Genomic DNA, 12,994 nt, shown 5'->3' on the forward strand with positions numbered 1-12,994 from the left:
GAGTCCCGCATGTCCTTCGGGCCGAACAGCTACGTCGAGCGTCTCGCTGGCGTTCTCTACCATGGTCTCTGCGGTGCCGGCGTGCTCGGCCTCCTGCTCCTGGCCGGGACGGCCCTCTTCGGCGCCCCGCGAGATGCTACCGACCCGCCCGCGGGCAGCCTATCGGGCCTGATCCTCTACACGGACCACGGCACGGGCTGTCAGTACGTCGGCAAGTCCGGCGCCCTGACGCCGCGCATGCAGGCCGATGGCAAGCAGGCGGGGTGCCGGTCGTGATCGGCGCCGACGCCCTCCCCCTGGCAGCGGCCGCGTTCGCGGGTCTCGGCTGCCTAGCCTCCATCGCCGAACTCGGCATCCGGCTTCAGCGCGGGATCGTGGATCCGGTGCCGGCCTCGGCGGACACGGCCAGCGCCGTCGCCGGCCACCTCGCGCACGTCGCGATCATCGGGGCTGCGGTCGCGCTCGCCACCGTCGCTGTTCTGCGGACGGTGATCCGGGGAGGCGCGCGTGGGTAGCCTCACCAAGGAGGACATGGCCGAACTCGGCCGGACGCTGGGCGCCAAGCTCGCCAGCTTCGCGGATCAGGCGGAGGCGAAGCTCCGCGCCTCGGGCGTCGAGCCGGAGGATCGCTGCGCCTCCTGCGCCTTCCGCGCCGGCACCGTCCCGAACACGAAGGCCCCCGCAACGGGTCTCGACGCGCTGAAGTGCTTGGTCGAGCGCCACCCCTTCGGCTGCCACCACGACAAGGAGGACGGCCTGCCGACCCGGCTGTGCGGCGGCTTCGTCAACATCCTGGCCGCCGAGACCGGACCGAAGCTCACCGAGGCGCCCTGGCCGTTCTCGGATGAGATCGAGCCGAAGTTGGTTGGGCGGGATGTCGTTGGCCGCCTTGCGGCAGGAGGCGCCCGTGTCTGAGGCTGCCCCCAAGACAGACGCGCAGATCGTCACCGAGGTGAACGACCTCGCCCGCAAGATGCTCGCTTATCTCGGCGTCGGTTTCACGGCTCCGCCCGGCTTCAAGTTCTACGAGGCGGATGAGCGCGAGTGGCGCGCCCGCGAGGCGTGGCGTCGAGCTGCCGAGGTCTACGAGTGGATTACCGGCACCGAGGTGCACGACGCCCTGCTTGCCTTCCAGGAGGAAGGCGACCCGGTGGCGGAGACTGCGGCACGCCACGAGACCATCGCCCGCGCTCTCTGCAAGGCACACCACCCGGACCGGGATCCGGATGAGATCCAGGCAGACTTTGATCCGCCGATCCGGCTTTGGCATGGCTACCTGAAGGCGGCGGCCGCGGCTGACGAAGCTCTCGCAACGCGGGAGGCCGCCCAGGCATGAGCGCGATCCCTGCCATCACGATCTGGGAGCCGTGGGCCTCCCTAATCATCGCCGGCGCCAAGCCCTACGAGTTCCGGGGCTGGGCAGCGCCACGCGCCTACCACGGCACCCGCATCGCAATCCACGCGGGCGCCCGGCCAGTCCGAAAGGCAGAGGTCGCCGACCTAATCGTGCGCCTCCGCGGCCCGCAGGCTTGGACGACCTGTCTGCGGCCGGAGATTGCCTTGCCGATGCTCGACCGGCTGCACGCCAACCCGAAGGCGGCGGTCCTGTCCCATGTGCTCGGCACCGCTGTGTTGGGCCTGCCGATACGGGCCCATGAGATCGTCGGCGAGTTCGGCGGCATCCTGAACGACAGCGACCGGGCCGAGCACTGCAACTTCGCATGGCCGCTCACCGACATCCGGCCGTGCATACCGCCTGTACCAGCGCGGGGCGCTCAGGGGTTCTGGCCTTGGGGTGCGGAGGAGGCGGCATGAGCCTCCGCTCCCAATACCTCCACGACCCCTACTTGGTCGGCAACGGCGCATGGTGCTCGACGTGCTTCCCTGAGGGGAAGCCGGACACGACCGAGTTCGGCACCGCTGTGAACTGGCGCGAGCGGGTTCGCCCGCTCTGCAACGAATGTGCTGGGAATGGCCGCGTCGCCTTCTCGGCTGAGACCATCGTGCGCAACACCCGCGCCGGCGGTCCCCAGCCCGATCCCCCCTTCGTCCCGGCCAGACTGCGCCCGTCCTCACGGGTCGAGCGCGTGCGCCCGCAGATCCGCCGGAGGACCGTATGAGCACAGAGCCGACCATCTACATGGCCAGCAAGACGGCGCACGCGCCGCGCTGGCGGGATCTCCGGGCCTCGGGCTTCCGGATCATCTCCACCTGGATTGACGAGGCAGGCGTCGGCGAGACGCAGTGCTTCACCGACCTGTGGCGGCGCTGCGTGGACGAGGCGGCCGGCGCGGACGCGCTGATCGTCTACCGCCAGCCCGGCGAGGTGCTGAAGGGCGCCTTCGTGGAAGTCGGCGCGGCGCTCGCGGTCGGCACGCCGGTCTACGCCATCGGCTGCGACGAGTTCAGCTTCGTGAACCACGCAGGCGTCACGCGCTGCCCCACCCTGGCGGAGGCGCTCGCGCACGTCACCGGCCGCGCCGTCACCCTGGAGGCCGCCGCGTGAACATGCCGCTCGCCCTCCCCTGCCCCGCCTGCAACGGCGACGGCTTCGTCTCCTTTGAGGATCGGCACACCGAGACCGCGAAGGAGGTCTGCCCGGTCTGCCGGGGGCACGAGACGATCCCGGCCGAGACCGGCACGGCGCACGACGCCGCGTTCGACACGTTGCGCGCCGGCCCTGTCCAAGCCCTGTTCCAGCCCGATCCCGGAACCGAGTGGACCATCACCACCGAGGCCTCTCCCAACGGCGTGTTCCTCGTCATCAGCTTCACGCTCTACGGCGCGCCCGCGACGCTGAAGCTGGCGATGGATCGGCCGGACGCGCGCACGCTGTCGGCTGGGCTTCTGGCCGCCGCCGGTGACGCGGCCGCGCGCACCGTTCCGGCAACCGAAGCGACAGAGGCGCAGGCGTGATGCGCTCTGCCCATCCCCTCACCCACGCCGCCGTCGCCCGGCAGCTTCACGCCAAGGGCTACCGAACCTCCGGCCTGCGCAGCGTCGGCTACGGCCCGCTGGCGGTCTGCCGCGCGATTGTCCGCGCCTTTGAAGGTTCGGACGTGCCCCTCGGCGCGGTGCCCGGCACCCCCGACGACTGCGCCGAGATCCGCGCCGAGCTCGCGCGCCTTGAGACCGAGACGCTGACCCCCTCCCCTTCCGAGACGAGGCACTGACATGGGACTCGCCCCGCAACCCATCCTGACCGCCTCCCCGCTCGTGGCCCGCGGGCAGTTCGGCGCCCGCGCCTACGGGCCGGGCGAGGCCGACGCGCAGCGCGAGGGCTACCGCCGGCAGATGGAACGGATCTGGGGGCGCCCGGTGCGCGCCGTGGTCGTCCTGCCGGAGCCGCAGGCGTCGCGCGCGCCGGGCACCGAGGGTGCCGCCCTCGCGGCTGCTCCACCCGCGCCCGACGCCGACGCGGAGGCGATCGCCCGCCGCGTGGCCGAGGCGCACGGCACCACGCTCGGAGCCCTGCGCGGGCCGGCCCAGACAGGACCCATCCTCATCGCCCGCCAGATCGCGATGGCGACGCTTCACGCGGAGCGTCCCGACCTGAACACGACCGCCATCGGCGCCGTCGTCGGGCGCGGGCGCAAGGCGGTTCTCCGCGCTCTGCACCTGCACGGGATCCCGCCGCGGCGGTCCGGGGCCCCAAGCCCACCGGTCCGCGCGCCGAACTCCGTCACGGGGGCGCGCGCCTGATGGCCAGCACCGAACCCCGCACCGTCCGCGGCCCCGACTACCAGGCCAGCGAGGACGACCTGATCCGCGCCCACTATCCCCGCCGTGGCGCGCAGTGGTGCTCCGACCGCCTTCCCGGCCGCACGGTCAACTCGGTCTATGGCCGGGCTCGCGCGCTCGGCGTCGCGACGGCGCGCGAGGTGGTGCGGATCACCACCACGCCCCTCATCGACGCGATGATCCAGGCGGCCTACCGCGGCGCGCGTCCGCGCGGCTTCGTCGGAGCGCTCGCCCGCAGGACTGCCCGCCCCGATTGGTGGATCCCCCGGCGCGCGGCCGAACTCGGCCTCACCCCTTCCCGCGATCAGCGCACGTGGAGCCAGGAGGAGCAGGACTACGCGGACGCTCACCCGCTCGACGCCCCCGCGGTGCTCGCCAAGAAGATGCGCGCGCACGGCTGGCACCGGACGCCCGGGGCGATCGCGTGGCGGCGCGCGCACGGTCAGGTGGAGCGCTTCGACAGCGAGCGCTTCACCGCCGCGGGCCTCGCCGAGGTGATGGGCGTCGATCCCAAGATCGTCGTCGGCTGGATCCGCAACGGCTGGCTCGCCGCGCGCACGCGCTGGCAGCCGACCAAGGATAGCCCTGGGCGCGAGGGTTTCATCATCCACGAGCGCGACGTCGCCCGCTTCATCGTCGCCCACCCGACCCGCGTCAGCCTCGCCAAGCTCGAGCCGAACAAGGTCTGGCTGATCGACCTCCTCGCCCGCCACGCGCGCCCCGCCACCACCACCGGACGCCAGGGCAGCAAGCCCGCCGAACTCGGAGCCGCCGCATGACGCAGCACCGCGACATCACCCTGCCGTGCGCCGGGTACGCGGAATGGCGCTTCCGCATCGGCCGCACGGTCGAGGGCATCGCCGCCGGCGGATCCCATCGCATCCGCCGTCGTGACGAGGACGTCACCCGCGAACTCACGGCCGCTCACCGTCTCGCGAAGCTCACCACAGAACAGGCGCCGGTCGCGGCGGCCGAAGATGCGGAGGACGTGGCGTGATCCTGCCCGACTACATGATTCGTGATCTACGCGTCGGCGAGGGCCGCCACGTGCTTGAGCCCTGGTCCGAGCGTACCGTTCAGAACGGCATGTCTTACGGCCTGTCCTGCGCAGGCTACGACATCCGCACGAAGCAGGGCGTGATCTTGCCGCCCGGCGGCTTCTCGCTGCTCTCGTCCATTGAGCATTTCCACATGCCGGACGACGTGATCGGCATCGTGCACGACAAGTCTACGTGGGCGCGTCGTGGGCTGGCCGCGCAGAACACCGTGATCGAATGCGGGTGGATCGGCTGGCTCACACTGGAAGTCAGCAATCACGGCGCTGATGTGATCGAGATATGCGAAGGTGATCCAATCGCGCAGATCCTGTTTCATCAGATGACGGCGGCGCCAGAGCAGGTTTACAGAGGCAAATACCACAACCAGGCTGATCGTCCTGTCGGCGCTCTCTCCGAGGGAGATCTGGCATGAGGACCCGCCGCCGCACCAACGCCCGCTACACCCGGGACGCTCTGGAGCGCGCCATCGCCCTGCACGACCGGGACGGCCTCACATGGCCGGAGATCGCGGCCCTGCTGGGCTACCGGCAGAACTCGCTGGAATCCACGGTCTCGCGCTTCCGCCGCGGTCTCTGGGCGCCTGCACTCAACCGCCTGGCCGAACTCGATGCCGCCATGGAGCGGCTGATCCTCGCCGAGGGCGTCGTCACTGTCCCGGCGATCGCGCGGAGCTTCGGCCTGAAGCCCTGCACGGCGCAGCGCCGCCTCGCCCGCCGCGGGCTCGATCGCGAGATGCGCGAGGATCTCGCCGCGTCCTCCCACGATCTGCGGAGAGCCGCATGACCGCCTTCCATCTCAAGTCCCCCAAGTCCTTCCGGGACATGGCGTCTTATGCACGGGCACGGGTTGGAATGGACTGGAGGCGGGGATGAGCGCTGCCGAACGCCTCATGGGCCGCGCCCGCATCGCTTACGCCGATCCGCCCTACATCGGGTGCGCGCACCTCTACCGGGACCACCCCGACTACGGCGGCGAGGTGGATCACGTCGCCCTGATCGAGCGCCTTGAGGCCGAGTTCGATGGGTGGGTGCTGCATGCCGCGGCCACGCCCGACAGCATGGCGACCTTGGCGCCACTGGTGAAGGCGACCGGCGCTCGCTGGATGACGTGGGTGAAGGGCTTCGCTGCCTACAAGCGCAACGTCTCCGTGGCCTACGCCTGGGAGCCTGTCATCGTGAAGGCGGCCCGCAAGCCGGTCGTCAGCAAGCGCCTCGTCATGCGCGATTGGGTCGAGTGCCCGATCACACTGAGACGCGGGCTGACCGGCGCGAAGCCCGAGAAGGTCTGTCACTGGGCCTTCGAGATGGTCGGCGCCCGTCCCGACGATGACCTGTCCGACCTCTTCCCCGGCACGGGCGCCGTCACCGAGGCGTGGCGGACATGGCGCGGGAAGTTCGCGCTGCCGGACGGACCGCTGTTCAACGCGGCTCGCCCCACACGGCCCGACGCCCTGACCGATCAGCGAGGCCCGGCATGACCCAAGCCCCGATCCCTGCCGGTGGAGCGGTCGAAGCGGGGGCGAACAAGCCTCAGGTCTCCGGCGAGCACTACTGGATCTGGAAGGCGAAGCTGCCCGGCATCGTGCATTGCAAGTGGTGCGGCCTGACCCGCAGCCCGGCCGCTAAGGCTCGGCGATGTGAGCCCCTTCCCGCTGCCCGCGCCCTGCCCCTAACAGAGATGGAGGACCGCACATGAGCGAGAGCGTGACCCTGGCTGCCCTTCACGCAGCGAACAAGGCTCGGCAGACGGAATGGTGCGAAGGCGGAGCCCCTGAGCCCGATCTGGCCTTTCGCGGCAACGAGCTTGCCGGCGAGACGGGCGAGGCCTGCAACGTCATCAAGAAACTGGAGCGCGAGCGCCACGGATGGCGCGGCTCACGGGCCACCCCGGATCAGCTTGCCGAAGAACTGGCCGATGTCGTGATCTGCGCCGACCTGTGCGCGGTGACGGCCGGCATCGACCTCGGCGCGGCGGTCGTCGCCAAGTTCAACGCGACCTCGGAGAAGGTCGGGCTGACGACACGACTGGAGCCCGCCGCCCTCGCCTCAACCGCCGGAGCCGGGGCGGGGGATTGGCAGCCGATCTGGACGGCGCCGAAGGACGGCGATCCGCTGGATCTCTGGGTTAAAGACCAGAATGAGTATGGCGGGGGCTATCGCGAGGCCGACGCCCGCTGGGCGCGCCCAAACCATACCTGCGGCGAGGCCGGTCACTACTGCGATAGTTGCCCGCCGAAGGGCAATCAGTGGTGCGACAACCTTGGGCGCTGGATCGAAGTAGATGATCCGGAGGAAGGCGGACGCCAGATCACGCATTGGCGTCGGCCCGCAGGCCCCGGTCAGTCTCCCGCCGTCCCGGACTCGCCCAGATCAGGGGCGGGGGACGATCTAGAACAGGCGACCGCCGACCAGATCAAGGCGGGGCTTGAGGTGTTCCAGGCCTCTCCCTCCGCCCCCGTCGAGCACGGGGTGGAGATCAGGCAAGCGATGGTTGTCGATCTCGCGTGTGCGATGCTGGACGAGGGCCCGGCAGGACAAGTCCCCATCGGGGTCGATGCTGCCTCGTTTGGTCGAGGTCAGCGCTCCGGATGGGACGCCGCTGTCTCAGAGTTCTTCCGCCGACTGTCCGCCCTCTCTCAGGGAGGTGGAGCGGGTCGATCCGAACGGGCGGTGGAGACCAGGGAGCGCGCTGGCGCCGTCTTCATCATCATCCGCACGACCGGTGAGTACTCGGACCGCTCAGAAGACCTGATCGCTGCGACCTTCGACGGCGAGGCTGCGAAGCGCTGGACCGAAGAGACGCAGAAGGTTTGCCAGACCCTGGCCGCAGAGACCAACCGCGCCTTCATCGAAGAGGGCTTTGAGGCCGAACAAGCCGCCCGCGCCGCCGCGAAGGCCCGATGCCCGGATCCGACGTTCGAGCCGTGGGGCGGCTACGCGGAGGACGTTCAGTACGGCATCCGGGAGATCAAGATTGGTCTTCCCGCCCCCGCTCAGTCGCCCAGCACCTCGGAAGAGGAGGGCTGACGATGGCTTCCTACGACGACATCAAGCGCATAGCAGCGCTGAGCTTCACCAACCACGCCATCACCGAGGCCCCGGCCCGCTCTTGGCGGCTCGGCAAACCCGGTACGAGCGTCTACGCCTTCCGCGTCACCTGGGCGCCCGGCATGGTGGCGCTCTCAGGCGACGTGGGAACGGTAGTCTACGAGATCTGGCCGGCATTCAACACGCTGGAAGGTGCGATCGACCTCGTGGCGCAGGCTGATTTTTCGTACCTCGCCAGCAAGAGCGGGGTCGATAAGGAATTTGATAGAGAGGCCACGGTCGCCGACCTGATCCGGTACGCCTACGACGGCAAGCGGCAGGGCTGTCGGGAGCGACTGTTCGCGCAGCTATGTGACGAGTACGGCGGCGACCCAGACAACGTCGTAGATCGCAAGGAAGCTGTTCGAGCTTTCCGCGATGACGACAGCCTGAGTGCTGAGCGCATCTACGGCATCACGGGTGACGCGGAAGATCTGCGCTACAGCCTGCCGCCCGGCGCCCGGTGGGCTTTTGAGGCAGTGAAGTTCTGGGCCGAGACCATGCGTACGCCCACTCCCTCTCCCGACACCATGGGGGCGAACCGTGGGTGAACTGGCCATCGCAATCCGCACCACCTACCGCGTCGATATGGGCGACGTGCTTTCGCGCGTGACGCTCAAGGCTCCGATGAAGGCGGCCCGCAAGGAGGTTCGCTTTGAGGTGCAGCACCTGATTTACGAGATGTGCGACCGGTTGTTGGACTGCCCGCCGCTCACGGAACAGTACCTCGCGTGGCACCTCTGCCGAGAAGGGATCGCCGATCCGCTGCCGGGGCATGAGCCGCCAGGATGGGAGCAGATCCTGCGCGACCGGGCGGAATTTGAAACCTCTGATCCGGAGCCCTCCCGATGAGCGAGACACAACCCGACCTCCGGGAGGCGCTGGCACGCGCTGCGACCGTTCTCATCTGTAAAGGCGCGTGCCTGATCCCGAGCATGTGCGCGATGTGCGATGCCCGGAAACAGCAGGCCATCAAGGCCCTGTCCGCGCAGATCGAACCGATCCTCGCCCAGGTCTCTGCCCTGCAAGCCGAGGTGGAGCGCCTTCAGAAGGTCGAAGGGGAGAGGGGAAGACTTGAGCGCGTGACTTCGTCACCGGGCTACTCATCTTCGACAGAGCCGCAAAGCGTCTCTGCCCTGACGGGCGAGTATCACTCGCGCGAGAGCGTCGAGATTTTGCATGGCAAGATCAAGAACGCGAGGGCCTATGCTGATCGTGAAGACTTTCTGCTGTCAACGATCTGCCCGTCATCCGAAGAAACTGATATATTATTGCGCGCGTTATCGGAATACGCGCAAGCCGCGCAAGGGACGGAAGCCCGGCAGGGCCGAGACGCTTGCAGCTCGGTTCACGACGGCCCGGTCGCCACCGCTAGTACGGCAATCAAGAACCGCAGCGAGGCCACATGAGGCCAACACAGCGTGTCTACGCCCTGACGGAGCGCATGGGCCGAATAATAGTTCGGCGCTCATTCGTTACAACCGACATCGCGCCATGTGATCGAAGCCCCGCAGGGGCCGAGACCGGGACGGGCTCGGTTCACGAGAGCACGGTGACTGGCGCAGCCAGGCAGGCGCCCTCCGACAACCCACTCACCGAGACAAAGGAGGGCTCAGAGCATGTCTGACACCCCTCTGGTCAAAGCCGTGCTCACCCTCTTGGAGGTGATGAGCGCTGAGGAGCGCTCCTCCGTTCAGCAGCACATGGACACGCTGGGCTTGCCGCTCACCGCCAAGTCCGGCTCGGTCCTACGGCTCGTTGGCGGCCTATTCCCGCCCGGGGTCGTCCTGCGTGTGCCGGATGCCATCGCGGCGTGTCAGGCTGAACGCCCTGAGACCTCGGAGAAGGAGGTCTACAACGCCCTCGGCTACCTGACCCGCCGGCACAAGATCCGGCGCGTCTCGCAGGGCGCCTACACCGCCATCGAAGCCGCGGAGCCCTCCCATGCCCGATAGCCTTCCCCCTGAAGACGAGATCGCGCGCCTGCGGGCGGAGAATGAGGAACTGAGGGCCGAACTTGAGCGGCGGGGCGGCCGGCGCTGCCCGTTCCCGGCTCTGGACATCAAACCGGAGGAACCCTGCCCGGTTTGCGGCGACCTCGGCACCTTCACCCATGAAAGCATGGACAAGCCGAACAACTGTGTGGAACGCCCGGTGCCGCGTCCCAACGCTTGGTTCGGAGGTTGCCATGCCCGATAACCCCGAGATCGCACGGCCGCGGGCGGAGACAGAGAGATTGAGCTCCATGAGGAAGATGGTGGCTCAAAAGCGCGCGAGCGTCCGTGCTTCAGAGAGCGAGGGGGATCGGCGCGCATCCGTTGCCGGACTTCTGGCTGCAGCACAGCCAACCATCAGCAGGCAGGGCACGCTCATCATGCTCGACTGCCCGGATGGGACGATCACGGATGATCTGTTCGATGCGCTGGAACTGGCATCTGGAGCGGTAGAAGCGCCCTGAACGCCGGTCTCGCCTGCAGGTTCCTCCCCAGGCGAATCCGCGCCCGAGCTTGTGCCTGGCTTGCGGGGGACTCGACTCCTTGTCCCGAATCGGTCTCATCTCTTCGCTAGCGGTGGTATGGCGTAATCTGCCGATTTACCGCTAGCGAGAAGGGCCATGAACCAGCACGTCCCCGTGGAAGGCGCCGACGCGCACTCCAACCAGATCGCGGCGGCCCATGCCCGGCTGCTCGGCGGCAAGCTGCAGGATCTCGCGGCCGGGTTCTACCCGCCTACCGCGGAAAAGACCCTGCGGCGATTCTCGGCCGGCGAGACGGCGCGCCTGCTCGGCATCACCGAGGTGCGGCTGCGGCAGCTCCCCTTCGACCGGCTGACCCCTGATCTCGAGATCGGGCCGGCCGGGCGCCGCTACTTCACCCTCGCCGAGATCCACGCGGTCCGCCGCCATCTCCACGAGATCGACCGGGTGGGGCGGGGCTACCTCCCCCACCGCGACGCGGACAAGGGCGAGCACCTGCAGGTCATCGCGCTCACGAACTTCAAGGGCGGCTCGGCCAAGACCACGCACACGGCCGGGCTCGCCCACTACCTCGCGCTTCATGGCTACCGAGTGCTGGCGATCGACGCCGACCCACAGGCCTCGCTCTCGACCCTACTCGGTGTCCGGCCCGACGACAGCGGCCCGACCATCTACGACGCGGTGCGCTACGGCGAGGGCCAGCGCCCGATGCGGGAGGTGATCCGGCCGACCTACTTCGCCGGGCTCGACCTCGCCTCGGCGAACCTCGAGCTTGAGGAGTTCGAGTTCTACGCGCCTCTGATGTCGAGCCCGGACCGGCGCCGGTCGGCGGGGGCGCCCTTCTTCGCCCGGCTCCCCGTGGCGATCGAGAGCGTCGCGGCCGACTACGACGTGGTGGTGATCGATTGCCCGCCGCGGCTGGGCTACTTCGCCATCTCGGCCCTCTGCGCGGCCACCGCCACCCTGATCACCGTCCACCCGCAGATGATCGACCTCGCGTCGATGCGGCAGTTCCTCACGATGATGAGCGACCTGATGGAGACGGTGCAGGAGGAGGGCGCCCCGCCGCCGGCCCAGGACTGGTTCCGCTACCTCGTCACCCGCTACGACCCGCAGAGCGTGCCGCAGACCTCGGTGGTCGGCATGCTGCAGGATCTGTTCGGCAGCTACGTCCTCCCGAGGGCGATGCTGCAGACCCCGGCCGTCTCGACCTCGGGCTTGGTCGGGCAGACGATCTACGAGACCCCGCTCGGCAAGGACCGCAGCGACGAGGTGAGCCGAGCCACGTACCGCCGCGCGCTCGACGCCTTGGACGATGTGAACCGTGAGATCGAGACCCTGATCCGCCGTGCCTGGGGTCGGGCATGAGCAAGAGCATTCGGGATCTGATGTCCCGCCGCGTGGCTGAGCCCGCAACGGACAGCCCGCCCTCAACGGGATCAACGACTTCACCCCCCTTACCAGGTGGTAATTCGCCCTCCCCTCGCCGCACCGGTGCAGCCCGCTCGTTCGGCGCCGCGTGGCAGGCGCAGGAACAGGCTCGGGCCGTAGCCGACGCCGAGCGCGACGGCAGCGTGGTCGAGCTCGATCCGGAGATCTGCGATCCTTCAGCTATCGCGGACCGGGTGCCCGACACCACGGACGCCGCCTTCGACGCTTTCGTGGAGCAGATCCGGGAGGAGGGCCAGCGCAGTCCGGCCCTGGTGCGGCCGAAACCCGGCGAGCCCGGGCGCTACGAAATCGCCTATGGGCGTCGGCGGCGCCGGGCCGCGCAGATCCTCGGCCGGCCGCTGCGCGCCATCGTGCGCCCGCTCAGCGACACGGAGCTCGTTATCGCGCAGGGATCGGAGAACCTCGCCCGCGCCGACCTCAGCTACATCGAGCGCGCGCACTTCGCGCGGAACATGGTCCAGGCCGGCGTGGCGCGCGAGACGATCGCGAAGGCAATGGGCACGCAGGCGACCCACCTCTCCAGCTTGCTCACGGTCGCCGACGCGATCCCCGCCCCCGTGCTCGCCACCATCGGCCCGGCACCGAAGATCGGCCGGCCGAACTGGCTCACGCTCGCCGACCGGATCAAGACCGCGAGCCCAGAGCAGATCGACACCGCCATCGCCTCCCCCGACCTCGCCGGCAAAGCATCGGACGAGCGGTTCGCCGTGGTGTTGGCCGCGCTCACCGTGGTGCCGAAGCCAAAGGCGAAGCCGAGAGCCGAGACGCTGAAGGACCCCAAGGGCCGGAAGTACGCGCGCGTCGAGCGCAGCGCGACCGGCCTCCGCGTGACGGTTGAGGAGGCTGCCGAGCCCGGCTTCGGCGACTACCTCGCCCAGCGCATCCCCGAGATCCTGGCCGCCTACCGGGCGAGCAAGGGCTAACCCCGCCGATCCACCATCGAACTGAAAGGAGACGAGGACACCGCAAAAAGAAAGGGCCCACCGAACCGAAGTCCGGCAGACCCTCTCTATCGTCTGGACAACGACAGAGAATCACATCTCCCGGCACATCGCAAGGCTGAACCCCGCCGACCACGCGTAATCGCGTGACGGCGAACGCCCGATCTTGGCCCGGTGCTCGACCTGAGCATGACCCTCCACATCACGACGCCCTTCGGGCGGCGATCGCTGACGGCTGCG

The 12,994-nt window shown here is 68.9% G+C and carries 24 protein-coding genes; all 24 read left to right on the forward strand.

Features of this window, described 5'->3' with window-relative positions; translation table 11 throughout:
- Nucleotides 1–9 precede the first annotated feature (9 nt).
- The gene (locus tag AX737_RS16290; protein ID WP_066923090.1) at nucleotides 10–276 is read left to right on the forward strand and encodes a hypothetical protein; all 267 of its coding nucleotides are present in this window, start codon (nucleotides 10–12) and stop codon (nucleotides 274–276) included.
- Nucleotides 273–515 carry a hypothetical protein gene (locus tag AX737_RS16295; RefSeq protein WP_156453775.1) on the forward strand — a complete coding sequence of 81 codons (243 nt, stop codon included), beginning with the start codon at nucleotides 273–275 and terminating at the stop codon, nucleotides 513–515. The genes AX737_RS16290 and AX737_RS16295 overlap by 4 nt, the downstream gene beginning before the upstream one ends.
- Nucleotides 508–915: a hypothetical protein gene (locus tag AX737_RS16300; protein WP_156453776.1), complete on the forward strand. Its 408-nt coding sequence runs from the start codon at nucleotides 508–510 to the stop codon at nucleotides 913–915. The genes AX737_RS16295 and AX737_RS16300 overlap by 8 nt, the downstream gene beginning before the upstream one ends.
- Nucleotides 908–1,336 carry a hypothetical protein gene (locus AX737_RS16305; protein WP_156453777.1) on the forward strand — a complete coding sequence of 143 codons (429 nt, stop codon included), beginning with the start codon at nucleotides 908–910 and terminating at the stop codon, nucleotides 1,334–1,336. Before AX737_RS16300 ends, AX737_RS16305 begins: the two co-directional genes overlap by 8 nt.
- Entirely contained in the window at nucleotides 1,333–1,815 is a 483-nt protein-coding gene (locus tag AX737_RS16310) for an ASCH domain-containing protein (protein ID WP_066923102.1), read from the forward strand. The genes AX737_RS16305 and AX737_RS16310 overlap by 4 nt, the downstream gene beginning before the upstream one ends.
- Nucleotides 1,812–2,120, forward strand: coding sequence for a hypothetical protein (locus AX737_RS33345; protein ID WP_156453778.1), 309 nt, complete (start codon nucleotides 1,812–1,814; stop codon nucleotides 2,118–2,120). The genes AX737_RS16310 and AX737_RS33345 overlap by 4 nt, the downstream gene beginning before the upstream one ends.
- The gene (locus AX737_RS16315) at nucleotides 2,117–2,506 is read left to right on the forward strand and encodes a hypothetical protein (protein WP_066923106.1); all 390 of its coding nucleotides are present in this window, start codon (nucleotides 2,117–2,119) and stop codon (nucleotides 2,504–2,506) included. Before AX737_RS33345 ends, AX737_RS16315 begins: the two co-directional genes overlap by 4 nt.
- Nucleotides 2,503–2,916, forward strand: coding sequence for a hypothetical protein (locus tag AX737_RS35990; RefSeq protein ID WP_245293463.1), 414 nt, complete (start codon nucleotides 2,503–2,505; stop codon nucleotides 2,914–2,916). The genes AX737_RS16315 and AX737_RS35990 overlap by 4 nt, the downstream gene beginning before the upstream one ends.
- Nucleotides 2,916–3,173 carry a hypothetical protein gene (locus AX737_RS16325; protein ID WP_066923109.1) on the forward strand — a complete coding sequence of 86 codons (258 nt, stop codon included), beginning with the start codon at nucleotides 2,916–2,918 and terminating at the stop codon, nucleotides 3,171–3,173. The genes AX737_RS35990 and AX737_RS16325 overlap by 1 nt, the downstream gene beginning before the upstream one ends.
- Before the next feature lies 1 nt (nucleotide 3,174).
- A complete protein-coding gene (locus AX737_RS16330; RefSeq protein WP_066923112.1) occupies nucleotides 3,175–3,702 on the forward strand; it encodes a hypothetical protein in 528 nt (175 codons plus the stop codon).
- The gene (locus AX737_RS16335) at nucleotides 3,702–4,520 is read left to right on the forward strand and encodes a hypothetical protein (RefSeq protein WP_066923115.1); all 819 of its coding nucleotides are present in this window, start codon (nucleotides 3,702–3,704) and stop codon (nucleotides 4,518–4,520) included. Before AX737_RS16330 ends, AX737_RS16335 begins: the two co-directional genes overlap by 1 nt.
- Nucleotides 4,517–4,738 carry a hypothetical protein gene (locus AX737_RS16340; RefSeq protein ID WP_066923118.1) on the forward strand — a complete coding sequence of 74 codons (222 nt, stop codon included), beginning with the start codon at nucleotides 4,517–4,519 and terminating at the stop codon, nucleotides 4,736–4,738. Before AX737_RS16335 ends, AX737_RS16340 begins: the two co-directional genes overlap by 4 nt.
- Nucleotides 4,735–5,211, forward strand: a complete 477-nt coding sequence (gene dcd / locus AX737_RS16345; RefSeq protein WP_245293464.1) for a dCTP deaminase — start codon at nucleotides 4,735–4,737, stop codon at nucleotides 5,209–5,211. The genes AX737_RS16340 and dcd overlap by 4 nt, the downstream gene beginning before the upstream one ends.
- The gene (locus tag AX737_RS16350) at nucleotides 5,208–5,582 is read left to right on the forward strand and encodes a hypothetical protein (protein ID WP_066923121.1); all 375 of its coding nucleotides are present in this window, start codon (nucleotides 5,208–5,210) and stop codon (nucleotides 5,580–5,582) included. Before dcd ends, AX737_RS16350 begins: the two co-directional genes overlap by 4 nt.
- Nucleotides 5,583–5,667: 85 nt before the next feature.
- Complete coding sequence (locus AX737_RS16355) at nucleotides 5,668–6,276, forward strand: hypothetical protein (protein WP_197430604.1); 609 nt, start codon at nucleotides 5,668–5,670, stop codon at nucleotides 6,274–6,276.
- A 214-nt stretch (nucleotides 6,277–6,490) separates the two neighbouring features.
- On the forward strand, nucleotides 6,491–7,825 hold the full coding sequence (locus AX737_RS33350; protein WP_156453779.1) for a MazG-like family protein: 1,335 nt from the start codon (nucleotides 6,491–6,493) through the stop codon (nucleotides 7,823–7,825).
- Nucleotides 7,826–7,827: 2 nt separating this feature from the next.
- Nucleotides 7,828–8,436: a hypothetical protein gene (locus AX737_RS16365; protein WP_066923127.1), complete on the forward strand. Its 609-nt coding sequence runs from the start codon at nucleotides 7,828–7,830 to the stop codon at nucleotides 8,434–8,436.
- Nucleotides 8,429–8,737 (forward strand): hypothetical protein, encoded by a 309-nt coding sequence (locus AX737_RS16370; protein ID WP_066923130.1) that lies wholly within the window; start codon nucleotides 8,429–8,431, stop codon nucleotides 8,735–8,737. The genes AX737_RS16365 and AX737_RS16370 overlap by 8 nt, the downstream gene beginning before the upstream one ends.
- Nucleotides 8,734–9,294, forward strand: a complete 561-nt coding sequence (locus tag AX737_RS16375) for a hypothetical protein (RefSeq protein WP_066923134.1) — start codon at nucleotides 8,734–8,736, stop codon at nucleotides 9,292–9,294. The genes AX737_RS16370 and AX737_RS16375 overlap by 4 nt, the downstream gene beginning before the upstream one ends.
- A 210-nt stretch (nucleotides 9,295–9,504) precedes the next feature.
- The gene (locus AX737_RS16380; protein WP_066923136.1) at nucleotides 9,505–9,840 is read left to right on the forward strand and encodes a hypothetical protein; all 336 of its coding nucleotides are present in this window, start codon (nucleotides 9,505–9,507) and stop codon (nucleotides 9,838–9,840) included.
- Nucleotides 9,830–10,084, forward strand: coding sequence for a hypothetical protein (locus AX737_RS33355; RefSeq protein ID WP_156453780.1), 255 nt, complete (start codon nucleotides 9,830–9,832; stop codon nucleotides 10,082–10,084). Before AX737_RS16380 ends, AX737_RS33355 begins: the two co-directional genes overlap by 11 nt.
- 46 nt (nucleotides 10,085–10,130) lie before the next feature.
- A complete protein-coding gene (locus tag AX737_RS33360; RefSeq protein WP_156453781.1) occupies nucleotides 10,131–10,343 on the forward strand; it encodes a hypothetical protein in 213 nt (70 codons plus the stop codon).
- A gap of 156 nt (nucleotides 10,344–10,499) precedes the next feature.
- Nucleotides 10,500–11,729 carry a plasmid partitioning protein RepA gene (gene repA, locus AX737_RS16385; RefSeq protein ID WP_066923139.1) on the forward strand — a complete coding sequence of 410 codons (1,230 nt, stop codon included), beginning with the start codon at nucleotides 10,500–10,502 and terminating at the stop codon, nucleotides 11,727–11,729.
- Between the two features lie 20 nt (nucleotides 11,730–11,749).
- Nucleotides 11,750–12,736, forward strand: a complete 987-nt coding sequence (gene repB / locus AX737_RS16390; protein WP_245293465.1) for a plasmid partitioning protein RepB — start codon at nucleotides 11,750–11,752, stop codon at nucleotides 12,734–12,736.
- Nucleotides 12,737–12,994: the final 258 nt, after the last annotated feature.

The organism is Methylobacterium sp. CCH5-D2 (assembly GCF_001556475.1).
In the GTDB taxonomy this organism is placed as follows: domain Bacteria; phylum Pseudomonadota; class Alphaproteobacteria; order Rhizobiales; family Beijerinckiaceae; genus Methylobacterium; species Methylobacterium hispanicum.